The following is a 22,121-nucleotide window of genomic DNA, read 5'->3' on the forward strand; positions in this document are numbered from 1 at the left end:
GGCTGTGCGGCGGACCCGTTCAGCCCGACGAGAAGAGCGCGAAAACCGCCAGCAGGGTCGCGGCCCAGAGGCCGCAGAGCAGTTTCCAGAACAGCGGCGCGTTGTGGCTCTGCTGATCGGCGGGGTCGTCGCGGAGATAGTCCGGGTTGGGGCTGCCGAGGTCGGTGATAAAGGCGTCGAGGGTCTGGTAGCGGTCCTGCAGATCGATGCTGCAGCCCCGCTCCAGGGTACGGTCAAACCAGGTGGGTACCACCGGGTTGAACAGTCGCGCGGGGCGGTAGCGCAGCCGCTCGTAGTCGGCCGCACAGCGGCAGTCGTCGATCTCTTCCCCGTAGGGCAGTTCGCCGGTAAACATCTCATAGGCGATGGTGGCCAGCGCGTAGATATCGCCCTGTATGCCGGTATTGCGGCCGAGAATGTAGTGGGGATCGGAATAGGACGCGGTGCCCAGCGCACCCGGGTGTTCCAGCGGGCGGAAGATCTCCGCGCTGCCGGCCACGTAGACGGAGCCGAAATCGACAATTTTTACCTGGCCCTCGCCGTCGATCATGATGTTGGCCGGCTTCAGGTCCTGGTGCACTGTCTCCTGGTCGTGAAAGGCCTTCAGGCCCGCCGCCACCTGCTTGAGGATGCGGTAGGCCTCGGCGGGTCTGGGAAAGCGGTTGTCCGCCATCCAGCGCTCCAGCGTGCAGCCATCCACAAATTCCATCAGGTAGTAGAGCGCGCTCCTGGGCCGGTTTTGGCGCTGCAGGCGCACCACGTGATCGCTGTGGATACGCAGACCTATCCACTCCTCCTGGATAAAGCGGTCGATATAGTGGATATCGTCCTCGTAATTGACCGACGGGGTTTTCATAACCAGCCGCTCGCCGCTGTGCTCGTCCGTGACCAGGTAGAGCTGGCTGCGCTGGGAGGAAAAGATCTCCCGCTCTATCCGGAAACCGTCGAGCAGCATGCCGGGCTCCAGGGGCGGGGGAAAGGGCAGGCGTGTCAGCTGCCGGCTGTAATCGTCGAGCGTCGCATCCGGCAGGCCGCAGACCCGCACCACCAGCGCCGACAGGTTGTCGTCGCTGCCGTTTTCCTCCGCGGCCCGCACCAGCGTCTCGGCCTTTTCCTGTTCGCCGCGCGACGGGTCCTCCAATACCTCGCGGATAAAATCGGGGTCGAGGAAATCGTGCACGCCGTCGCTGGTGATCAGCAGCTGATCCTGCGGCGCCAGGTCAATCTGGCCGTAATCGACCTGCAGACCGGTATCCATACCCAGCGCGCGGGACAGCATGCGCTGGCGGTGGGAAAGGGTGATGGTGTGGTCGCGGGTGATACAGCGGAGCTCGCCGCCGCGCAGGTGGTAGATGCGGCTGTCGCCGATGTGGAAGTAGTGCGCGATGCGCGACTTGAACACCGCGGCCGAGAAGGTGCACAGAAAGCCTTTTTCCTGCTGCGGGTATTCGTGGCTCCTGCGGTACAGCTTGCTGTTGATCGAGGCGAGAATTTTCTGTCCCGCGTGTGCCGCCGACCAGGTATCCGGGGCCCTGAAATAGTCGCACACGAACTGCTCCGTCGCCATGCGGCTGGCGAGTGCGCCCGCCTCGGCGGAGCTGACCCCGTCGGCCACCGCCGCCACCGCCCCCAGATACTGCTGCAGGTGGTCGCTGTCCGGCCAGTGGTATATCGCCGCATCCTCGTTTTGCGCCTTGACGCCCGCGCTGCTGCACAGGCCGGCGGAGAGCGAGAGGCGCTGCGCCTCACTGGAAATTGCCGGGCTGGATGCGCTCATGGTGGTTTCCTCGGCGATAGGGGTGTGTCGCGGAAATGGGAAAGCCGGCGCGAGGCCGGCAATCCGCTATCCGTTGCGCCCCGGTTTATCACTCCACGCTGATCAACTGCACTGTGCCGTCCGGCAGCACTTCGGCAATATTGCCTTTGGGCTCATCGAGGAGGGCACAGGCAAAGAATATTACCGCGGCGCAACCGGCAATGATCAGGAAGAACTGGCTGTAGCTGACATAGGACAGCGCGGTGAGGAAGGTGACCGCACCGACGTTGCCATAGGCCCCCGCCATACCGGCAATCTGCCCGGTCATACGGCGTTTTACCAGCGGCACCATCGCGAATACCGCGCCTTCACCCGCCTGCACGAAGAAAGAGCAGGCCATGGTCGCGAGTACCGCGGCGGGTATCCACCAGCCGCTGTTGATCTGGCTGAGTACCAGGTAGCCGATGGCCAGTCCGCCGACGAAGAGCATCAGGCTGCGGCGGCGGCCGAGTCTGTCGCTGAAGAAACCGCCGGTGGGGCGCGCGACCAGGTTCATAAAGGCGAAGCCGGAAGCGAGCAGGCCGGCGGCGACCGGGCTCAGGCCCTCGAAGGTTTCGAGGAAGAACAGCGGCAGCATGGAGACGACCGCCAGCTCCGAGCCGAAGGTGACGAAGTAGGCCACGTCGAGGATGGCAACCTGCTTGAAGTTGTATTTCTCCAGTTCCGGCACCCCTTCTTTCAGGTGTTCCCGGTTGACCCGCCAGATCATTTTCGTCTGCGCGGCAAACAGTACGGCCAGGAGTATCCACATCGCGTGGGTCGCGGACTGGCTCAGCAGCGCGACACCGGCCGGAGACAGTTTGTAGGCCAGCGCCGCCAGTGCCAGGTACATGGGCACATTCATTGCAAGGTAGAAGTAGAGATCGCGCATGCTGGTGACCTCGAGGCCGCCGCTCTTCTTCGGTTTGAAGTAGGTGGAACCCTTGGGCGTATTGCGCGCGACGCGGTAGTAGATCAGGCCGTAGACGCCGGCGATAACCCCGGTCAGGCCCAGGGCATAGCGCCAGCCGTCCTCGCCGCCGAACAGCAGCGCGATGGTGGGCAGCGTCATCGCGCCCGCGGCGGAGCCGAAGTTGCCCCAGCCGCCGTAGATACCCTCGGCGAGCCCGACCTGCTTGGCCGGGAACCACTCGCCGACCATGCGGATGCCGATCACGAAGCCGGCGCCGACAAATCCGAGCAGAAAGCGGAACAGGGCCAGCGCCTGGTAGCTGTCCGCGGTGGCAAAGCCGATGCAGATCAACGAGGAGATCAGCAGCAGGCCGCTGTAGACCAGTCTCGGCCCCAGCTTGTCGACCAGCATACCGACGATGATGCGCGCCGGGATCGTCAGGGCCACATTCAGGATCAGCAGCGCCTTCACCTGCTGGCTGCTGAGATCGAAGGCCTCCTTGATAAAGACCATCAGCGGCGCGTGGGAAAACCACACAACAAAGCTCAGAAAGAACGCGAACCAGGTGATGTGTAGCGTCTTGATTTTCGGATCGCCCCAATCGAACAGGTTGAGGCCGCTGGATTGACTCATGCTTTTATCTCCGGCTGGGCAGGAATCTGGGTTGGAATGGTTACGCCCGATGGTATGGAAGCTGCGCCGCGGAGAAAGCGCGCAAAGGGGGTAGCCGGGGGCGCAAATACCCCTTTGGGAGAAGCGGTTTTTTCGCTGCAGGGCGCTGTTTTTCCGGCGGACTACCACCGAGGGGGTAGTGCGCCGGTGCGCCTGCCGCTGGCGGAAATTCTTTGGGGTAGGCGCCGCCCGGGAAGTGCGGGGCCGCCGCAGTCCGGTTAATAATGGCCGGGTTGACGAACAGACGTAAAAACACAGGAAGCCGCCCATGCAGTACGCTCAGCAACTCGCCGGCCGCGCGCTCGTCCTCGCGACGGCGATGTTCGCCGCCAATTTTTCCGTGTGGACCCTCTACGCGGTGCTCGGCGTCCAGCTGCGGGCCCAGTATGCGCTGTCGGCAACCGAGTACGGGATACTGCTGGCGGCGCCGATTCTCAGCGGTGCCCTGCTGCGTTTCCCGGCGGGACTGCTGGCGGAACACTATTCGGTAAAGAAACTGATCCTGTGGCAGATGGGCCTGCTGTTGCCCGTGCTCCTGCTGCTGCCGGAAATCGATTCCTACGGCGGCCATCTGCTGGCGGGGCTGTGGCTGGGGATCTCCGGCGTCTCCTTTGTGCTCGGTATCCGCTACATAAGCCCGTGGTTCGAGAAGCGGCGGCAGGGGACGGCGCTGGGGATCTTCGGCGCCGGCAACGTCGGTGCGGCCATCACGCTGGCGCTGGCGCCGGCGATCGAGAACTGGCTCGGCCGGGACTGGATTGGGCCGGCCTACGGCGCCGGGCTGTTTGCGGTCATGGTGCTGTTCGCGCTGCTGGCCCCGCCGGAGACCCGCTATATGCAGAGCCGCCACAGAGGCGATCTGCGCGCACACCTGCAGCCACTGCTGGAGATCCGGGTCTGGCGCTACGGGCTCTATTACTATTTCGTGTTTGGCAGCTTCCTCGCCTTGCTGCTGTGGCTGCCGCACTACTACCTCTCCGTGTACGGCGTCACGACGCCCCAGGCAATGGCGCTCACGCTGGCCTTCGTGGCCCTGTCGAGCTCGGTGCGCGCCCTCGGCGGCTGGTTTGCGGACCGCTACGGCGCGCGCACGGTGAACTGGAGCGTTTTCTGGACCTGTCTCGTGTGTCTTTTCTTTCTGAGCTACCCGCCCACCAGTATGACGATTCACGGCGTGAGCCGGGACGTGCAGCTGAATATCGAGGTGGGGATAGAGCTGTTCACGCTGCTGCTGCTGGTGATCGGTATCGCCCAGGGGTTTGGGCGCGCGTCCGTGTACAAGGCCCTGCACGATAACTATCCGGACCATATGGGCAGCGCCGGCGGCGCCGTGGCCACCATCGGCGCCCTCGGCGGTTTCACGCTGCCGGTCATGTTTGGTATCGCCCAGGATTTATTGGGTATACACAGCGCTGCCTTTATGCTGCTCTACGGTGTGCTCGCTTTTTGCATGGTGGTCATGTACCTGGCCATTCAGAGAGAGCGCTACCTGCAGCGGTTGCAGTTCGCGCGCCAACACAATTTCCTGCACGAGGAAAACGAGAACGAGCGGTCCACCGGCTTGCGCGCCGGTTGAAATACCAATTTGTCGGTACGCCCGCGGTTTTATCGGTGGTACGCGGTGGCGCGCGCGCCGGCGCCGGCTCGATTTCCACAGTGGTGAAAGCGGTGTAGTTTGGCCCCAATCCAGTTACCAACTCGCAGAGGAACAGCGAATGACCACTCAGAGACTCCCTAAAACCCTCGGGGTTTTCCTCCTTGGCGTATGCAGCAGCGCGGCTCTGACCGCGGTGGCCGCGGACGCAGAACCGGCCTCTCTCGCCGAGGCGTTCAAGTCCGGCGAGGCGACGCTGAGCCTGCGCTACCGGATCGAGGCGGTCGATCAGCAGAATCTGGACGAAGACGCCGTCGCCTCGACGCTGAGGACGCGCCTGAACTGGAAAAGCGCCGGCTATCGCGGTTTCAGCACCCTGCTGGAAATGGACGATGTGTCGGCGGTCGGAGACGACGATTACAACTCCACCACCAATGGCAACCTGGACTACCCGGTGGTCGCGGATCCGACCGGCACGGAAGTCAATCAGGCGCTGCTGCAATACCAGCGCGGCAGCTCGACCGTGACCGCCGGCCGCCAGCGCATCAACCTCGACGGCCAGCGCTTCGTCGGCGGCGTGGGTTGGCGGCAGAACGAGCAGACTTACGACGGGCTCCGCTACCAGTACGGTGCGGCGGACGGTTTGCAGCTGGACTACAGCTATGTCTACAACGTCAACCGCATCTTCGGCGAGGAGAGCCCCGCGTCCGATCTGGAGGGCGATATCCAGCTGCTGCACGCCACCTACCCACTCGCCGAGGGGCACAGGCTGACGGCGTTCGTGTACGAACTGGATTTCGACAATGCGGCGAACGCCTCCAACCGCACCATCGGCGTGGACTACAAGGGCAGCTTCGGCCCGGTCAAGGCACAGCTGAGCTATGCGAACCAGACCGACACCGGTGACAGCGCCCTCGATTACAGCGCCGCCTACTACCTCGGCGAGCTGGCGACCGCCGTCGGGCCGGTGAACGCGAAGCTCGGCTACGAAGTGCTGGGCGCCGACGACGGCGTCGGCTTTATGACGCCGCTCGCGACGCTGCACAAGTTCCAGGGCTTCGCGGACAAGTTTCTCGCCACCCCCGCCGACGGTCTCGAGGACCTCTACCTGGGCGGTGCCGTGAAGCTTGCCGGGGGCAACCTCGGGCTCACCTACCACCGCTTCAGCGCCAGCGAATCCTCACTGGATTACGGCGACGAGTGGGATATCAGTTACGCGCGCAAGTTCAACGAGCAGCTGTCGGCGGTGGTCAAATACGCGACCTACAGCGCCGATGAATACAGTGTCGATACCGACAAGCTGTGGCTGATGCTGACGGCCACTTTCTGATAGTGCGCCCGCACGGGGCCCGGCCTCGTGTCGCAATGCTGTTTCTTTGAGCGAAGCAGCGCAACGAGAAGATCCCGGTGTCGGCGGCCTGTTGCGGGACCGTCGGAGGCATGGATGCCGGCGCCGAGCGTACAGGGATGTATTCACAGCGTGTCCCGCAACAGGCTGCCGACATCGGGATCGCCCACACACCTGCCAGCTGGGTCACCATCCGCCACCCGGTGGCGCCCGGCCTTCAACGCAGAGGCCCACACCGGGCCGTTCGCCGTGTATTGGTATTTTTCTTGCAGCCCACCCCCTGTGGGTCGGCTGTGTCCGCAAAGGGAGTACCACCTTTGCCCCAAGCAGAAAAATGACTCCCTGATACACTGACAACAGTTTAAACACCGAGTCCCCGCGTCTAAACGGCCAGCGCCGCACGACGCCGGGACCGTGGCCACAGGGGCCACCAGGGCCGGACGGGAAACCGGGCGGCCTCCCGAACTTGGAAAGGCGTTTAATGTTACAAGACAGCTACGGCCGCAGGTTCTACTACCTGCGCCTGTCCGTGACGGACATCTGCAACTTCCGCTGCAACTACTGCCTGCCCGACGGCATCGGCTGCGGCCGCTCCCTGGAGGGTGAAAACCCGCTGTCGGTCGCGGAAGTGTCCACCGTGGTGCGCGCCTTCGCCGCCCTGGGCACCGAAAAGGTGCGTCTGACCGGCGGAGAGCCCTCACTGCGCCGGGACCTGACGCAGATGATCGGCGCCGTGCGCGACTGCGACGCCATCCGCCGCATCGCGATCACCACCAACGGCTACCGGCTGCCGGCCCAGATCGATGACTGGCACCGGGCCGGGCTCGACCAGGTCAATGTCAGCGTCGACAGCCTGGACCCGGCGCAGTTCAGAAAAATCACCGGTCACGACCGCCTGGCGCAGGCGCTGACCGGTGTCGAGCGCGCCCTCGAGCTGGGCATAGAAACCAAGATCAACGCCGTGCTGCTGCGCCAGCACAACCTGGCCGAACTCGACAACTTCCTCGACTGGATTCGCCACACCCCGGTGACCCTGCGCTTTATCGAACTGATGCGCACCGGCGACAACCGGGATTTCTTTGCCAGCAACCACGTCGCCGGCGCGGATATCGAATCCATGCTGGTGCGCGACGGCTGGCAGCAGGTGATCCGCACCCGCGACGCCGGCCCCGCGCGCGAGTACTTCCACCCGGATTACGCCGGCCGCATCGGCCTGATCACCCCCTACAGCCGGGACTTCTGCGCCAGCTGCAACCGCCTGCGCATATCGGCGCAGGGCAAGCTGCACCTGTGCCTCTTCGCCGAACAGGGCTTCGACCTGCGCGAGGTTATCGCCGCCGCCGATCACGAAGCGCTGGCGGCGCATATCCGCGCGTTGATCGGCGGCAAGGCGGCGAGCCACGAACTGCAGCGGGGCTTCACCGGCGCCACCCGCAACCTGGCGATGCTGGGCGGCTGATATGGCGCGGGTGTCACAGACGATAGGCGTGGTGCTGGCCGGCGGCCGCTCCAGTCGCATGGGGCGGGACAAGGCGCTGCTGCCCCTCGCGGGGCGCGGCACCTTCCTCGAACACGCCCGCGCGCTGCTGGGCCAGCTGCCGCTGGCCCAGGTCGTGGTGAGCGGCGCCAGGCCCGGCGGCATCCCCGACCTGGTGCCCGGCAGGGGGCCGCTCGGCGGCCTGCACGCGGTCGCCGCCGCGACGGGCGCCAGCGCGGCGCTGGTCATCCCGGTGGATATGCCGCTGCTCGAGCGCGATGCGCTGGCGGAACTGCTGCACAGCGGCGAGCGCGGCGGCCGCGCCTGCTACTTCGATGAATGTTTTTTTCCGCTGTGGCTGCCGTTTTGCGGCGACTGCCGCGCCTACCTGCAACAGGCGGTCGCCGGCGCGCGGCCCAATGCCGTCGGCGCCCTGCTGCGCCACCTGGGCGCGCGCTCGATCCGCCGCAGCGGCGCCGGCGCCGGCGACTGGCACCGCAACGTCAACACGCCGGCGGAATACCGGGCCCTGTGCGCGGCCAACACCCCAATGAGCAATTCCCTTTGCAGAGAGACCTGATCATGTCCGGACACGCTTCGACCGAACTAGTCCCACTCAATATCGCCGTGCTGACCGTATCGGATACGCGCAACGAAAAGACGGATACCTCCGGCCAATACCTGGCGGAGGCGCTGCAGGCGGCCGGGCACCGCCTGGTGGAGCGCAGCCTGGTGCCGGACGATATCTACCGCCTGCGCGCGGTCGTATCGGCCTGGATCGCCGACCCGCAGGTGCAGGTGGTGCTGGTGACCGGCGGTACCGGCTTCACCGAGCGCGATTCGACCCCGGAGGCGCTGCAGCCGCTGTTCGACAAGACGGTGGACGGCTTTGGCGAACTTTTCCGGCAGGTCTCCATGGCCGATATCGGCACCTCCACCGTCCAGTCCCGGGCGCTGGCCGGGCTCGCCAACCGCACCCTGATCTGCTGCATGCCCGGCTCCACCGGCGCCTGCCGCACCGCCTGGGAGGGCATACTGCTGGAGCAGCTGGACGCGCGCCACAAGCCCTGTAACTTCGTGCCGCACCTGCGTTTCCAGCCGCAGCCGTGCCCGACGCGGGGGTGAGCGATGAGCGAGTTGACCCATCTGAACCGGCGCGGCGAGGCGAGCATGGTGGACGTGACGGAAAAGGACGTCAGCGACCGCAGTGCCCTGGCCGAGAGCCGCATCACCATGAGCGCCGAGGCCTTCGCCCTGCTGCAGGAGGGCGCGCATAAGAAGGGGGACGTGCTGGCGGTGGCGCGCATCGCCGGTATCCAGGCGGCCAAGAAGACCGCGGAGCTGATTCCCCTGTGCCACCCACTGGCGCTGACCAAGGTGGCGATCGACTTCGAGCTGCAGCCGGAGCACTGCAGCGTGCAGATCGGCGCCTTCTGCCGCCTCGCCGGGCGCACCGGCGTCGAGATGGAGGCGCTGACCGCCGCCTCGGTGGCCGCGCTGACCATTTACGACATGTGCAAAGCCGTGGACCCGGCGATGGTGATAGGCCCGACCCGGCTGGCGGAAAAGCGCGGCGGCAAGCGCGGCCACTGGCGGGCCGGCCCCGGCTCGATGGAAGAGGAGAGATAAAGTGATCAAGGTGCTTTTTTTTGCCGGCCTGCGCCAGCGACTCGGTACCGGCGAACTGCGCCTGGAGGATTTCTCCGGCAGCGTCGCCGCGCTGCGCGAGGCCCTGTGCGCGCGCAACCCCGAGTGGCGCGCGGACCTGGAGGACGCCAATATCCGCATGGCGGTCAACCAGGAAATCGCCGACGGCGCCTCCCCGGTCGCCGCCGGCGATGAGGTGGCTTTCTTCCCCCCGGTGACCGGTGGCTGATATGGACCGGATCGAGATCTGCAGCGCGCCCTTCGATGTCGCCGCCGAGTATGCGGCCCTGCAGCGGGGCAACGGCGCCGACGGTGCCTGCGCCCTGTTCGTGGGCTCGGTGCGGGATTTCAACGACGGCAGCCGCGTCGGCGCGCTGGCGCTGGAGCACTACCCGGGCATGACCGAGAAGAGTCTGCGGCGCATCCTCGCAGACGCGCGGCAGCGCTGGCCGCTCGGGCGCGCCACGCTGATACACCGCGTCGGGCCCATGGCGGTCAACGACGAAATCGTGTTCGTCGGCGTGACCAGCCCCCACCGCCAGGCGGCATTCGCGGCCTGCCAATACATCATGGACCGCCTCAAGACCGAGGCGCCCTTCTGGAAGCGCGAGACCGTCAAAACCGCCGACGGCCGCAGCGAAGAGCGCTGGGTACAGGCCCGCGACAGCGACACAGAGGCGCTGGAGAAATGGGCCTGAGACGCGCACTCGCGCTGCTGTGCCTGCTGCTGGTGCCGCCGGCCCACGCCGCGGACTGCCAGCTGCGGGTCGCGGTGGCGGCCAGCTTCCGCCCGGCGCTGGAACAGCTGCTGCCGGACTTTGAGGCGTCTTCCCGCTGCCGCGTGGCGCTGAGCAGCGGCAGTTCCGGCACCCTGTACCAGCAGACGCTGCACGGTGCGCCTTTCGACCTGTTCCTGTCCGCCGACCGCGAGCGGCCCGAGCGCCTGGAGCGCCAGCACAGGATCCAGCCAGGCAGCCGCCGCACCTATGCGCTGGGGCTGCTGGCGCTGTGGCTCCCGCCGGCGGCGACGCAAGACCCGCTCGAGCTGCTGCGGACATGGCCCGACACCATCGTCCTGGCCGATGCGAAGGTGGCGCCCTTCGGCGCCGCGGCGCGGCAGCTGCTGCAGGCGCTGGAACTCTGGGACGGCAAGCAGCCGCAGCTGGCGCGCGCGCACAATGCCGCCCAGGCCTATCTGCTGCTGGATTCCGGCAGTGCCGGGCTGGGCTTCGTGGCCGCCAGCCAGATGCTGGCGGCCGGCCGCGAAAACTTCTGGCTGCCGCCGCAGGCGCTGTACCGGCCCATCGAGCAGCAGCTGGTCGTGCTGAAGCAGAGTCGCAACCGGCGGGCGGCGCAGGCGCTGGCGGACTACCTGCTGTCCGCACCGGTGCGCGGCCGCCTGCAGGCGCTGGGCTACGGCGTGGCCGGGGAGGGGGCGCTGTGAGTATCGGTGCCGCCGACCTGGGCGCACTGTGGCTGACGCTGAAGCTCGCCGCGGTGACCACGCTGCTGCTGCTCGCCATCGGCGTGCCGCTGGCGTGGAAACTCAGCCAGTGGCAGAACCGCTGGGGCCACGCGCTGGAGGTGCTGATCACGCTGCCGCTGGTGCTGCCGCCCACGGTGCTCGGGTTTTACCTGCTGCTGCTGTTTTCCCCCAATTACCTGCCCGGCCAGTGGCTGGCGGGTATCTGGGGCGAGCCGCTGGTCTTTTCCTTCACCGGTCTGGTGGTGGCGTCGATATTCTATTCCCTGCCGTTTATGGTGCAGCCGCTGCTGGCCTCCTTCAGTCAGAACGGCCAGCGCCTGGTCCAGGCCGCGGCGGCGCTCGGCATGCCGCCCCGGGCCGCGCTGCTGCGGGTGCTGCTGCCGGCCAGCCGCGGCGCGATCATCAGCGCCTGCGCGCTGACTTTCGCCCATACCCTCGGTGAGTTCGGCGTGGTGCTGATGATCGGCGGCGCCATTCCCGGAGAGACCCAGGTGGTCTCCATCGCCCTCTACCAGCATGTGGAGGCGATGGAATACGGCGCGGCGCACCGCCTGGCCGTGCTGCTGCTGGTCGTCACCACCTCGCTGCTGCTGCTGGCGCGCTGGCTGGGGCGCGCCGCCGCCCCGGCCGGTGGCCGCGCGCAGGTATTGAGGGTACCGCTGTGATGGACTGGTCACTGCCATTCGCGCGGCGCGCGGCGGCCGGCGGCGAAGACGGGCTCGCGGTGCAGGGGCTGGTCACGGCGCTGAACCCGGACGCGCCCTGGCAGCTGGCGCTGCCGGCGCGGGGGATCTTCGGCCTCGCCGGGCCCTCCGGCGGCGGCAAGAGCACGCTGCTGGCGGCGCTGGCGGGGCTGCGCAGCTGCAGCGGCCGGGTCGGCTTCGCCGGCGCCAGCTGGCAGGAGGGCGCGCGCGCACTGGCGACCCACAGGCGCGATCTCTCCCTCGGCTACCAGGACAGCCGCCTGTTCGCCGGCCAGACGGTGGCCGACAACCTGGCGCTGGCGCAGCGCTACAGCCGCAGGCCCCTGGCCCCGGACGAGCGCCGCGAGCTGATCGAGACCTTCGGCATAACGCCGCTGCTGCAGCAGCCGGTGGAGCTGCTGTCCGGCGGCGAGGCGCAGCGGGTGGCGCTGCTGCGCCAGCTGTTCAACAACGCCGCGGTGCAGCTGTACGACGAGCCGCTGGCCGCGGTGGACCAGCTGCAGGTGATACGCAGACTCTTGCCGTGTCTGCGCGCTTTCTGGCAGCGCCACCCGGCGCTCGTCATCTGGACCAGTCACAACTTCAATGAAATCCAGCTCTTGGCCGAACGCTGCCTGTGGATGGCGCGCGGCCGGCTCGCGGGCCCGCTGGCGCTGGCGGATATAGCGCGCCGCCTGCAGCCCGACGGCGGGGGGGCGCAGGCTTATTACAACCGCATCGAGGCGCGGGTGCTGTCTGGCGAGGACGGTGTGCTCAGGCTGCGCCTCGGCGAGACCACCCTGTACGCGGACCGCGTCGCCGGCCGCTACCGGCCCGGCCAGGCCGCCGCTTTTCTGCTGGACTCCGGCGATATCAGTCTCAGCGTGGACAGACCGGGGCTGTCCAGCATTCTCAACTGCCTGCCGGTGCGGCTGCAGGCCTGCCTGCACCTGGACGACGGGCGCGTGCGCCTGCAACTGGCCGCCGGCGGGCAGACGCTCAGGGCGGATATCTCGCGGCTGTCCTGTGAGCGCCTGCAGCTGCGCGAGGGCGGGCACTATTACGCCCAGTTCAAGGCCGGCAGCCTGGCGGGCCTCTAGAAGTTTGTTGAAAAAGGCCATCCCGGCCTTTTTCACTCCGGGCTAGACCGCCGCGGCCGCCCGGCCGCCGCGCTCCGCTCTGTCTGCCAGCCTGCGCTTCTTCCACCAGAGATAGCCGCCGGTGACGAACAGCAGCCCCGGCATCAGGCCCGCGATCAGCACCAGCCAGCGGCCCGCCAGGCCCAGCGCGTCGCCGTTGTGCAGCGGAAACTGCCAGGTGAGGAATTGGTTGCCGGCCGCGATTTCGGTTGCGTCGTGCACCATCAGTATTTCGCCGCTGTACTGGTCCAGGCGCACGAAGCTGGCGCCGTGGTTGCTCCAGGGCTCCCCCTGCTGGCGGAAAGTCAGCCCGTAGCTGTCGCCGGCATCCTGTGGCAGGTAGATGCGCTTCAGCTCCCCCCGCGGAAATAGTTCCCTGCCGATCGCGACGGCGGCGTCCGCATCCAGCGGCGGCGCACCGGTGATCTGCGACTGGCCCCAGGAACCGCGCGGCTCCAGCGGCATCACCCGGCCCACCAGTGTTTCCACCTGTTGCGGAAACACGATGCTGACGCCGGAGAAGGCGCTCACCATGAGTACCGGCAGCAGATAAACGCCGAGTACCCGGTGCAGGTCGAAATAGAAGCGGAAGCGGTTGCCGTCGCGCCTGATGGTGAAGGCGCGCTTCCAGCGCCGCCCGTTGCGCGACGGGCGCGGCCACCAGAGCAGCAGGCCGCTGATACAGAAGAACAGCAGCGCGATACCCATAAAGCCGACGATGGTCTTGCCCGTCTTGCCGGCCAGCAGCGTGTAGTGCAGCCGGTAGATCCAGCTCATGGTGTACTCGCCCCAGCCGCGCACGGCCAGCACGCGGGCGTCGCTCGGGGAGACGCTGACTTCTATCGGGCCCGGCGCACCCTGCGGTGTCGGGAAACGCACCACAAACGGGCTACCGGGCTGGCGTGGTGTCATCAGGCGGGTGGGCTCCGGGTTGCCCGGTACTGCCGCCTGCGCGGCGGCGAGGATTTCCGTGTAGGTGGCGGGCTTATCGGTGGGGGTGAAGTCGACGGTGTGCGGCGCGAGCTTTTCATCCAGCGCGTGGTCGAATACCAGCAGGCTGCCGCTGACGCCGATCAGCGCCAGCAGCAGGCCGAGGGACAGGCCCGCGTATTTGTGCAGGATGAAAAGTGTTTTCCGCATAGTTGTTGCCGGGAAACCCGATGGGCACGTCAGAACAGCCGCGAGTAAGACAGGCTCAGGCTGCGGCCCAGGCCCTTGAAGTTGCGCCCGTCGTTGCCCGCCGTCTGCGAGTAGTAGGTGAAGTAATCTTCATCGGTCAGATTCTGCAGGCCCAGCGTCAGGTCGCCGCCCAGGGCCTTCAGATTCGCACTGGCATCGATGGTGGTATAGCCGTCGAATTCTGAATAGGTTTCGCCCGCGCTGTCTTCGAAGTCGCGATCCAGCAGCAGGTTGGCCTGCAGGCGGGTGCTCAGGCTGTCGCTCCAGCTGCGCGCCCAGCTCAGGTTGATGCGGTCCGGGGCTATGTTTCTTCCGTCCAGGTCGCTGTCCACGCGGCCGTCGGCGTCGGAATCGTAGCGGCCGTCGGTCCGCGCGTAGCGCAGCTCCAGGGTGTCCATATCGGTGGCGAACCACTGGCCGCGGAACTCGAGGCCGTCGATCTCGGTTTTCTCGCGCTTGACGCTGTAGATGCCGTCGGCGTCGGCCTGCAGGCGCTGGCCGAAATCGGAGTCGGAGCGGTAGTAGGCCAGCTGCGCGGCGATTGTCTCTCCGCTGTACTCGATACCCAGCTCTTCGTTCTCGGTGACTATCGGCTGCAGGTCGAGGAAGCTCTCCACAGTCTGCCCCGGTTGGTTGATCCCGCGCAGCACGCGCCCCACGTCCGGCATCGAGTAGCCCTCGGCGTAGTTGGCGAACACCCGCCAGGCGTCGTCTATCTGGTAGGTCGCGCCTATATTGGCCAGGGTCTCGCTGAATTCCGGCTTGCCGCCCGCGACAAACTGGCTGCCGTAAGAGGCCAGGGTGGTGAAATCGTCCACGATCAGCTCGGAGATCTCGCGGCGCAGGCCGGCGCTGACAACCAGCTGCTCCACGCCGGTGAACTCCGCCTGCACATAGGGCGCGATGTTTTCGTAGCGGGTCTCCGGTACCCATTTGCGCCCGGTCTGTATCAGCGCCTGCCAGGTCTCATCCTCGAACAGGTCGAGGCCGTACACCAGGTTCAGGGGCGCACCGGCGATCTGATCCGCAATCAGGGTGGCCTTTATGCCGCGCTTTTCCGAGTTGTTCTGCGACTGGTCGAAAATCTCCTCGCCGTAGGCCGGGTCCTGGAAGGTGCCGTAGGTTCCGCCGCCGTAGGTGCCGGCGAAGTCCTGCCGGAAGGCCTGCAGGCGCAGTTTCTGGCCGAGGAACGCCTCGTTGCTGTACTGCAGGTTGACGGTGGTGACGGCGTTGGACGGCGCATCGCCGGGAATCGCGCCCTTCTCGGCGGTGGTGGGGACGCCCATATCCCAGTCGCCGTCGACGGAGACCCAGTCGTTGCTGCCCTCGATTTCATAGCGGTTGACGGTCAGCTGCAGCCGCTGCGCGTCCCAGCTGCGGCCCACCTTGATAAAGGCGTTCAGCGCGTCGCTGTCCATGGTGTCGCCCTGGGTGTTGTCGAAGCCGATCACCTCGCCGTCGGCGTCGTAGCCGAGACCGCTCTGGCGGTAGCTGAGGCTGCCGATCAGGTCGACGGCGTCGAACTGGCCGGACAGGCTGTAGCTGCCGTTGTAGCCGAGGCTCTCGCCGGCATCCTCGGGCTGGAAGTCGGAGCCGACCCGCAGGCTCTGCTGCAGTCCCTCGCCCGGCGCTCTGGTCACCAGGTTGATGATGCCGCCGGACGCGCCCATGCCGTGGATGGCGTTGGCGCCGTGGATCACTTCCACCCGCTCCAGCACCAGCGGGTCTATGGTGTGGCCGTCGCGGCCGCCGTCGCGCAGCGGGTTGGACTGGGGCACGCCGTCGATCATATACAGCGGCTTGCGCCCGCGCAGGCTCTCGCCGGCGTTGGTCAGCTTCTGGCGGCTGGGGGAGAAGCTCGGGATCAGGTTGCCGAGCAGGGTGGACAGGTCGCTGCTGACACTCAGCTGCTGGGCCAGCTCGGCCTCGTCGATCAGGGTGACGGTGTTGGGAATACTGGAGAGCGGCTTCTCGGTGCGGCTGGCGGTGACGACTATCTCCTCCTCGATACGCCGGTCGTCGGCCAGAGCGGCGCTGGAGGCGAGGGCCACGGCCAGCGCCAGGGCGGTTTTGGTGCAGTGCATGCGGGTACTCCTGATACTTTTGCTGTTGTACCGGCGGACTCTGTGCAGGGCGGGGACCCTTCGGGGGTTGGAGGCCGGTGATCTCGAATGGCTGGCGATGTTAATTCAAATGAGAATTGGTATCAATTGCATTCTCTCAGCCCTGGAGTGAGACGCCGGTCCGGAGATTTGCCCGGCGACCGCCTCAGCTTCCTCCTATCCTCAGCCTCCTCCTATAATGTTCAGCGAGGCGCGCGGCGGCGATCTCGGGGAATGTGAAAATAAATGCCAAATGTGGCTTGACTCCCCGCGGCGACGCCCCTAGAATGCGCAGCCTCTTGAGCGGTTGGGGCAACCCACCGCAGGGAAGCGAAGAACAACCAGGCTTCGTTTCTCAGAGTTGTTGCGGGGTGGAGCAGCCTGGTAGCTCGTCGGGCTCATAACCCGAAGGTCGTAGGTTCAAATCCTGCCCCCGCTACCAAATTTGCGTCCGCGCATACTGGCTGCGTGGATGTGCGGTCAAAGCCCCTGTCAGGGGCTTTTTCGTATCTGCAGGAAATGTGCAGATAGCTACTCGAAGTGGGCCGCAGGCCCATTTTTTGTTTGTGGAGTGCGCTCCCGCACTTCATCCGGGGCGGCCGATGGCTGTGCGAATCGGCAGCCCAGCCGATTGATGTGGAGACTGAATGGCGAGCAAGCGCGAACAGCTGGAAGAACTTCTGGCGCCGGTGGTGGCATCCCTGGGCTGTGAACTCTGGGGTATCGAATACCAGACCCACGGCCGCAATGCTCTGCTGCGCATCTATATCGATTCCGAAGACGGCATCACCGTGGAGGACTGCGAAAAGGTCAGTCGCCAGGCGAGCGCGGTGCTGGACGTGGAAGATCCCATCAGCGGCAAGTACACCCTGGAAGTGTCCTCCCCCGGTCTCGACCGCCCGCTGTATAAGCTGGACCAGTACCGGCGTTTCGTCGGCGCCCAGATAGAGGTGCGCCTGCGCATGCCGCTGGACGGCCAGCGCAAGTGGCGCGGCCTGCTGGCCGGTGTCGAGGGCGACGAGGTGGTGCTGCGCGTGGACAGTGAAAACGAATATCTGTTGCCGATCGACAGTATCGAGAAGGCAAACGTAATTCCCCAGTTTAAGTAAGAGCCTGTTGTGACCGCTACGGATGGCGGGAGTGCAGATTTTGCAGGGCCGGAGGCGTCGCGTATACGCGGCGCGGCCGGAGCAAGAAAGCTGCCAGGCGCATATGAAGCAATGTAGGAGCCTGCTTGCAGGCGAAGCTTTTTAAGAGGCACAGCTGCATGAACAAAGAGATCTTGCTGGTAGCCGAGGCGGTATCCAACGAGAAGGGCGTTGACCGGGAAATTATTTTCCAGGCCATCGAGGCGGCACTGGCAACGGCCACCAAGAAGCGCTATGACGAGGATTCCACCATCGAAGTCGTCATCGATCGCCGCACGGGTGACTATGAGACTTTTCGCAGCTGGGAAGTCGTGGACGACGATACCCTGGCCGAGCTGGGCACCCAGTTCACGCTGGAAGAGGCGCACGAGAAAGATCCCGAGCTGAAGGCCGGCGATATCTACCGCGAGCAGGTGGAAAATGTCGAGTTCGGCCGTATCGCCGCGCAGACCGCCAAACAGGTTATCGTGCAGAAGGTGCGCGAGGCCGAGCGCGCGAAGGTGGTGGAAGAGTACCGCGATCGCGTCGGCGAACTGGTCAGCGGCACCGTGAAGAAGGTGACCCGCGACTTTATTGCCGTTGACCTGGGCAACAACGCCGAGGCGCGCCTGCCCCGCGACCAGCTGGTGGGCCGTGAGATATTCCGCCTCGGCGACCGGGTGCGCGCCATCCTCAAGGAAATCCAGCCGGAGGCGCGCGGCCCGCAGCTGATGCTGAGCCGCTCCTGCCCGGAGATGATCATCGAGCTGTTCCGCATCGAGGTGCCGGAGATTGCCGAGCAGGTGATCGAGATCAAGGGCGCCGCCCGCGACCCGGGCCTGCGCGCCAAGATCGCCGTGACCACCAACGATGGCCGCATCGACCCGGTCGGCGCCTGTGTCGGCATGCGCGGCGCGCGCGTGCAGGCGGTGTCCAACGAGCTGTCCGGTGAGCGCGTGGATATTGTGCTGTGGGATGAGAACCCGGCCCAGTTCGTCATCAACGCCATGGCGCCGGCGGAGATCGAATCCATCGTCGTGGACGAGGATGCCGGTTCCATGGACGTGGCGGTGGCCGAGGAGAATCTGGCCATGGCCATCGGCCGCAGCGGCCAGAACGTGCGCCTGGCGTCGGAACTGACCCAGTGGCAGATCAATGTGATGAGCGTCGAGGAGTGGCAGGCCAAGCAGGAGGCCGAGTCCAGCGGCATCATGGAAACCTTTATGCAGCGCCTGGATATCGACGAAGACGTCGCCGGCGTGCTGGTGGAAGAGGGCTTCACCACCCTGGAAGAGGTGGCCTATGTGCCCATCGAAGAGATGCTCGCCATCGAGGGCTTCGACGAGGAGATCGCCGAGGAACTGCGCGCCCGCGCCAAGGACGCCCTGCTGACCCAGGCGCTGGCCTCCGAGGAGCAGTTGGACGCTTCCGAGCCGCAGGAAGATCTGTTGAATATGGAAGGTATGGACCGCCACCTGGCCTACTTGCTGGCCAGCCGCGGCATTGCCACCATGGAGGACCTGGCGGAGCAGGCGGTGGACGACCTGCTGGATATCGAGGGCCTCGACCAGGAGCGCGCCGCAGCGCTGATCATGAAAGCGCGCGAGCCCTGGTTTGCCGACGACAGCGGCGAAGAAGTTTAAGCAGTTATGCAACACGAATAGTAAACCTCCGACCAAGTGACTTTTAGGAGAGAGAATGGCCGAAGTAACAGTTAGCGAACTCGCCAAATCGGTTGGTGCCACCGAGGATCGTCTGCTCAAGCAGATGAAGGAAGCGGGTTTGCCCCACACGACTGCGGATGCGGTGGTGTCGGATGAGGAAAAACAGGTCCTGCTCAATTTCCTGAAAAGCAGTCACGGAGATCAGGCCTCTGCACCGCGTAAGATCACTCTGAAGCGCAAGACCACCACCACGCTGAAGACCGGCTCTGGCACAGGCCGCAAAACCGTGAATGTGGAAGTGCGCAAGAAGCGTACTTACGTGAAGCGCCCGCAGGAAGAGCTGGAAGCCGAGGCGGCGAAGCAGGTGTCCAAGGCCGAGCTGGACAAGGCCCTGGCGGAGCAGGCCGCGCTGGAGAAGGCCCGCGCGGAGCAGGCCGAGGCGGAGCGCGCCCGCGCCGAGGCCGAAGCCGCCGCTGCAGCGGAAGCCGAGGCCGCGGCGGCAGCGGCAGCTGCGGAGTCCGCTGCCGAGGAGGCCGCCAACCAGCCGCAGGAGGCCGACAAAGAGGTCGAAAAAGAGGCAGAGAAACCCGCGCCTGCGGTACCGGTTCGCTCCAGCTATGTGGACGACATAGAGGCGATGCGTATCGCCGCCATGGAGCGCCGCAGGCAACAGGCCGCCCAGGAGGCGAAGGAGCTGGAGGAGAAGAAGGCCCGCCTCGAGGCAGAGCGGGCGCGCGCGGAAAAAGAGAAACAGGAAAAACAGGAAAAGGCCAAGGGTGAGGCGGTCAAGCCCGCCCTGCGCCGCAAGCTGGAAACCGTCGAAGACAAGGGCGATGATGAGCCGCGCAAGCGCCGCGGCCGCCGCGGCGCCAAGTCCGGCCCGAAGAAGTCCAGCAAGACAGCCCTGTACGAGCAGGCGCTGGAAGTCTTTGAGAGCGATGAAGAAGAGCGGCGCAGCACCCGCTCTCTGTCCCGTCCGACGCTGAAGATCAAACCTACACACGGCTTCAAGAAGCCGACAGGAAAGCAGGTGTACGAAGTACAGTTGGGTGAAACCATTACGGTCGGCGAGCTGGCCAAGCAGATGAACATCAAGGCCGGTGAACTGATCAAGCGCCTGATGAAAATGGGCGAGATGGTCACCATCAACCAGAGCCTGGACCGCGACACGGCGCAGCTGATCGTCGAGGAGATGGGCCACAAGGTGGTATTCCGCTCCGAGAGCGAACTGGAGGAGAGCCTGGTGGCCGAGGTCCAGGCGGCCGAGGGCAAAGAGGTGCCCCGCGCGCCGGTGGTAACGGTGATGGGTCACGTGGACCACGGCAAGACCTCGCTGCTGGACTATATCCGCAAGACCAAGGTCGCCTCCGGCGAGGCCGGCGGCATCACCCAGCATATCGGCGCCTACCGCGTGAAGACCAGCCAGGGCGAGATCGCCTTCCTGGACACGCCGGGGCACGCCGCCTTTACCGCCATGCGCGCCCGCGGCGCCCAGGCCACCGATGTGGTGATCCTGGTGGTGGCCGCTGACGACGGCGTTATGCCGCAGACCGAAGAGGCCATCAATCACGCCCGCGCCGCCGGCGTGCCGCTGGTGGTCGCCATCAACAAGTGCGACAAGGAAGCGGCGGACCCGGAGCGGGTCAAGAACGAACTGGCCGCGAAAGACGTGATCCCGGAAGACTGGGGCGGCGATACCCAGTTTATCCAGGTGTCCGCACACACCGGTCAGGGTATCGACGAGTTGCTGGAAGCCGTCTCCCTGCAGGCGGAGATGCTGGAACTGAAGGCCAAGGTCGGCGTGCCGGCCACCGGTGTGGTGATCGAGTCCCGCCTGGAGAAGGGCCGCGGTGTGGTCGCCACCCTGCTGGTGCAGAACGGCGAACTGAAGCGCGGCGATATCGTGCTGGCGGGCCAGAGCTATGGCCGCGTGCGCGCCATGACCAACGAACTGGGCAAACAGGTCAAAGAGGCCGGCCCCTCCACTCCGGTGGAGCTGCTGGGCCTGGACACCACGCCCAATGCCGGCGACGAGTTCCTGGTGGTGGCGGACGAGCGCAAGGCCCGCGAAGTGGCCGAGCAGCGCGCCGAGAAGGAGCGCCGCGAGCGTATGCAGCGCCAGCAGGCCGCCAAGCTGGAAAACATGTTCGCGGACATGGAGGCCGGCGAGAAGAAGGTACTGCCGGTGGTGATCAAGGCCGACGTGCGCGGCTCCCTGGAGGCCATCCAGGGCGCGCTGGCGGATATCGGCAACGAGGAGGTGTCCGTCAATGTGGTGTCCAGCGGTGTGGGCGGTATCGCCGAAAACGATATCAACCTGGCCCTGACCTCCGGCGCCATCGTGATCGGTTTCAACACCCGTGCCGACGTCGCCGCGCGCCGTCTGGCGGAGACCGAGGGCGTCGAGATCCGCTACTACAGCGTGATCTACAACCTGCTCGACGAAGTGAAGCAGGCCCTGTCGGGCATGCTCGAGCCGGAGGAGCGCGAGGAGATCATCGGTATCGCCGAGGTGCGCGACGTGTTCCGCTCGCCAAAGTTCGGCGCCATTGCCGGCTGTATGGTCACCGAGGGCACCGTCTACCGCAACAAGCCGATCCGAGTGCTGCGCGACAATGTGGTGATCTATCAGGGCGAACTGGAGTCCCTGCGCCGCTTCAAGGACGACGTGCAGGAAGTGCGCAACGGTATGGAGTGTGGTATCGGCGTCAAGGACTACAACGACGTTAAGCCCGGCGACCAGATCGAGGTCTACGATATCGTTAAGGTAGCCCGCGAGCTCTGATCTTGCGGAGATATTATCGGATCGTCACCCCGGCGCAGGCCGGGGTCCAGTTGTGTAGGATGGGCAAAGGCGCGAAGCGACGTGCCCATCGAAACAGCCGCCATTCCAAATAGGTACCCAATGGCAAGAGAATTCCACCGCGCCGACCGCGTCGCCGACGCCATGCGCCGCGAGCTGGCGCAGCTGATCCAGATGGAAGTGCGCGACCCGCGCCTCGGTATGGTCAACGTCAACGACGTGGAAGTAAGCCGCGACCTGGCCGTGGCCAAGGTCTATGTCACTTTCGTCGGCGAGGACGACCGCAACAAGATCGACACCTCCATGGAGGTGCTCAATAAGGCCGCCGGTTTCCTGCGCAGTCAGCTGGCGCGCGCCATCCAGATGCGCACCGTGCCGCGCCTGCAGTTCCGCTACGACGAGACCTCGGTGCGCGGCCAGCAGCTGTCCGCGCTGATCGACAAGGCGGTCAAGGCGGATCGCAAGCACCAAGACGACGAAGAAGAAAGCTGA

Annotated in this window: 19 protein-coding genes, 1 tRNA gene and 1 riboswitch; of the genes, 16 read left to right on the top strand and 4 right to left on the bottom strand. The window is 65.7% G+C overall.

Translation table 11 applies throughout. From position 1 onward, the window contains the following. Positions 1-19 precede the first annotated feature (19 nt). Both ACXAF3_RS06310 and ACXAF3_RS06315 read right to left on the bottom strand, forming a co-directional pair. Positions 20-1,777, bottom strand: coding sequence for a bifunctional protein-serine/threonine kinase/phosphatase (locus ACXAF3_RS06310; protein WP_475111446.1), 1,758 nt, complete (start codon positions 1,775-1,777; stop codon positions 20-22). Between the two features lie 88 nt (positions 1,778-1,865). Next, a complete protein-coding gene (locus ACXAF3_RS06315) occupies positions 1,866-3,341 on the bottom strand; it encodes a NarK family nitrate/nitrite MFS transporter (protein WP_475111447.1) in 1,476 nt (491 codons plus the stop codon). A 307-nt stretch (positions 3,342-3,648) separates the two neighbouring features. On the opposite strand from ACXAF3_RS06315, the gene ACXAF3_RS06320 reads away from it, so the two are divergent. From ACXAF3_RS06320 to ACXAF3_RS06370, 11 genes are all read left to right on the top strand, one after another. Continuing rightward, positions 3,649-4,956 (top strand): MFS transporter, encoded by a 1,308-nt coding sequence (locus ACXAF3_RS06320; protein ID WP_475111448.1) that lies wholly within the window; start codon positions 3,649-3,651, stop codon positions 4,954-4,956. A gap of 139 nt (positions 4,957-5,095) precedes the next feature. Further along, on the top strand, positions 5,096-6,304 hold the full coding sequence (locus ACXAF3_RS06325) for a hypothetical protein (RefSeq protein ID WP_475111449.1): 1,209 nt from the start codon (positions 5,096-5,098) through the stop codon (positions 6,302-6,304). A 372-nt stretch (positions 6,305-6,676) separates the two neighbouring features. Further along, positions 6,677-6,815: riboswitch (molybdenum cofactor riboswitch) on the top strand. Beyond that, entirely contained in the window at positions 6,804-7,781 is a 978-nt protein-coding gene (gene moaA / locus ACXAF3_RS06330) for a GTP 3',8-cyclase MoaA (RefSeq protein WP_475111450.1), read from the top strand. (Overlaps the previous riboswitch by 12 nt.) Position 7,782: 1 nt before the next feature. Then, positions 7,783-8,379: a molybdenum cofactor guanylyltransferase gene (gene mobA / locus ACXAF3_RS06335; RefSeq protein ID WP_475111451.1), complete on the top strand. Its 597-nt coding sequence runs from the start codon at positions 7,783-7,785 to the stop codon at positions 8,377-8,379. Between the two features lie 2 nt (positions 8,380-8,381). After that, complete coding sequence (moaB, locus tag ACXAF3_RS06340) at positions 8,382-8,924, top strand: molybdenum cofactor biosynthesis protein B (RefSeq protein WP_475111452.1); 543 nt, start codon at positions 8,382-8,384, stop codon at positions 8,922-8,924. A gap of 3 nt (positions 8,925-8,927) precedes the next feature. After that, complete coding sequence (moaC, locus tag ACXAF3_RS06345) at positions 8,928-9,428, top strand: cyclic pyranopterin monophosphate synthase MoaC (RefSeq protein WP_475111453.1); 501 nt, start codon at positions 8,928-8,930, stop codon at positions 9,426-9,428. Between the two features lies 1 nt (position 9,429). After that, the gene (moaD, locus tag ACXAF3_RS06350) at positions 9,430-9,675 is read left to right on the top strand and encodes a molybdopterin converting factor subunit 1 (protein WP_475111454.1); all 246 of its coding nucleotides are present in this window, start codon (positions 9,430-9,432) and stop codon (positions 9,673-9,675) included. Between the two features lies 1 nt (position 9,676). Beyond that, positions 9,677-10,144 carry a molybdopterin synthase catalytic subunit MoaE gene (gene moaE, locus ACXAF3_RS06355; protein WP_475111455.1) on the top strand — a complete coding sequence of 156 codons (468 nt, stop codon included), beginning with the start codon at positions 9,677-9,679 and terminating at the stop codon, positions 10,142-10,144. Then, a complete protein-coding gene (gene modA / locus ACXAF3_RS06360) occupies positions 10,135-10,890 on the top strand; it encodes a molybdate ABC transporter substrate-binding protein (RefSeq protein ID WP_475111456.1) in 756 nt (251 codons plus the stop codon). The genes moaE and modA overlap by 10 nt, the downstream gene beginning before the upstream one ends. Continuing rightward, on the top strand, positions 10,887-11,597 hold the full coding sequence (gene modB / locus ACXAF3_RS06365; protein WP_475111457.1) for a molybdate ABC transporter permease subunit: 711 nt from the start codon (positions 10,887-10,889) through the stop codon (positions 11,595-11,597). The genes modA and modB overlap by 4 nt, the downstream gene beginning before the upstream one ends. Continuing rightward, positions 11,597-12,715 carry an ATP-binding cassette domain-containing protein gene (locus ACXAF3_RS06370; RefSeq protein WP_475111458.1) on the top strand — a complete coding sequence of 373 codons (1,119 nt, stop codon included), beginning with the start codon at positions 11,597-11,599 and terminating at the stop codon, positions 12,713-12,715. Before modB ends, ACXAF3_RS06370 begins: the two co-directional genes overlap by 1 nt. A gap of 42 nt (positions 12,716-12,757) precedes the next feature. On the opposite strand, the gene ACXAF3_RS06375 is transcribed toward ACXAF3_RS06370, so the two are convergent. Next, on the bottom strand, positions 12,758-13,894 hold the full coding sequence (locus ACXAF3_RS06375) for a PepSY-associated TM helix domain-containing protein (RefSeq protein WP_475111459.1): 1,137 nt from the start codon (positions 13,892-13,894) through the stop codon (positions 12,758-12,760). A gap of 29 nt (positions 13,895-13,923) precedes the next feature. Beyond that, positions 13,924-16,017 carry a TonB-dependent receptor gene (locus ACXAF3_RS06380; protein WP_475111460.1) on the bottom strand — a complete coding sequence of 698 codons (2,094 nt, stop codon included), beginning with the start codon at positions 16,015-16,017 and terminating at the stop codon, positions 13,924-13,926. Between the two features lie 383 nt (positions 16,018-16,400). On the opposite strand from ACXAF3_RS06380, the gene ACXAF3_RS06385 reads away from it, so the two are divergent. The 5 genes from ACXAF3_RS06385 (at position 16,401) to rbfA (ending at position 22,121) form a co-directional block, all read left to right on the top strand. Beyond that, positions 16,401-16,477: transfer RNA gene (locus ACXAF3_RS06385), tRNA-Met, on the top strand. 205 nt (positions 16,478-16,682) lie between these two features. Beyond that, the gene (gene rimP / locus ACXAF3_RS06390; RefSeq protein ID WP_475111461.1) at positions 16,683-17,144 is read left to right on the top strand and encodes a ribosome maturation factor RimP; all 462 of its coding nucleotides are present in this window, start codon (positions 16,683-16,685) and stop codon (positions 17,142-17,144) included. Between the two features lie 158 nt (positions 17,145-17,302). After that, positions 17,303-18,805 carry a transcription termination factor NusA gene (gene nusA, locus ACXAF3_RS06395; RefSeq protein WP_475111462.1) on the top strand — a complete coding sequence of 501 codons (1,503 nt, stop codon included), beginning with the start codon at positions 17,303-17,305 and terminating at the stop codon, positions 18,803-18,805. Positions 18,806-18,860: 55 nt separating this feature from the next. Further along, complete coding sequence (infB, locus tag ACXAF3_RS06400; RefSeq protein ID WP_475111463.1) at positions 18,861-21,611, top strand: translation initiation factor IF-2; 2,751 nt, start codon at positions 18,861-18,863, stop codon at positions 21,609-21,611. Between the two features lie 120 nt (positions 21,612-21,731). After that, positions 21,732-22,121, top strand: coding sequence for a 30S ribosome-binding factor RbfA (gene rbfA, locus ACXAF3_RS06405; RefSeq protein WP_475111464.1), 390 nt, complete (start codon positions 21,732-21,734; stop codon positions 22,119-22,121).

The sequence above is a fragment of the Microbulbifer sp. ABF4_143 genome (assembly GCF_056160225.1).

Bases quoted from the DNA above. Each gene is read 5' to 3' on its own strand.
- ACXAF3_RS06310 (WP_475111446.1), bottom strand. From the start codon at position 1,777: ATGAGCGCATCCAGCCCGGCAATTTCCAGTGAGGCGCAGCGCCTCTCG.
- ACXAF3_RS06315 (WP_475111447.1), bottom strand. From the start codon at position 3,341: ATGAGTCAATCCAGCGGCCTCAACCTGTTCGATTGGGGCGATCCGAAA.
- ACXAF3_RS06320 (WP_475111448.1), top strand. From the start codon at position 3,649: ATGCAGTACGCTCAGCAACTCGCCGGCCGCGCGCTCGTCCTCGCGACG.
- ACXAF3_RS06325 (WP_475111449.1), top strand. From the start codon at position 5,096: ATGACCACTCAGAGACTCCCTAAAACCCTCGGGGTTTTCCTCCTTGGC.
- moaA (WP_475111450.1), top strand. From the start codon at position 6,804: ATGTTACAAGACAGCTACGGCCGCAGGTTCTACTACCTGCGCCTGTCC.
- mobA (WP_475111451.1), top strand. From the start codon at position 7,783: ATGGCGCGGGTGTCACAGACGATAGGCGTGGTGCTGGCCGGCGGCCGC.
- moaB (WP_475111452.1), top strand. From the start codon at position 8,382: ATGTCCGGACACGCTTCGACCGAACTAGTCCCACTCAATATCGCCGTG.
- moaC (WP_475111453.1), top strand. From the start codon at position 8,928: ATGAGCGAGTTGACCCATCTGAACCGGCGCGGCGAGGCGAGCATGGTG.
- moaE (WP_475111455.1), top strand. From the start codon at position 9,677: ATGGACCGGATCGAGATCTGCAGCGCGCCCTTCGATGTCGCCGCCGAG.
- modA (WP_475111456.1), top strand. From the start codon at position 10,135: ATGGGCCTGAGACGCGCACTCGCGCTGCTGTGCCTGCTGCTGGTGCCG.
- ACXAF3_RS06370 (WP_475111458.1), top strand. From the start codon at position 11,597: ATGGACTGGTCACTGCCATTCGCGCGGCGCGCGGCGGCCGGCGGCGAA.
- ACXAF3_RS06375 (WP_475111459.1), bottom strand. From the start codon at position 13,894: ATGCGGAAAACACTTTTCATCCTGCACAAATACGCGGGCCTGTCCCTC.
- ACXAF3_RS06380 (WP_475111460.1), bottom strand. From the start codon at position 16,017: ATGCACTGCACCAAAACCGCCCTGGCGCTGGCCGTGGCCCTCGCCTCC.
- rimP (WP_475111461.1), top strand. From the start codon at position 16,683: ATGGCGAGCAAGCGCGAACAGCTGGAAGAACTTCTGGCGCCGGTGGTG.
- nusA (WP_475111462.1), top strand. From the start codon at position 17,303: ATGAACAAAGAGATCTTGCTGGTAGCCGAGGCGGTATCCAACGAGAAG.
- infB (WP_475111463.1), top strand. From the start codon at position 18,861: ATGGCCGAAGTAACAGTTAGCGAACTCGCCAAATCGGTTGGTGCCACC.
- rbfA (WP_475111464.1), top strand. From the start codon at position 21,732: ATGGCAAGAGAATTCCACCGCGCCGACCGCGTCGCCGACGCCATGCGC.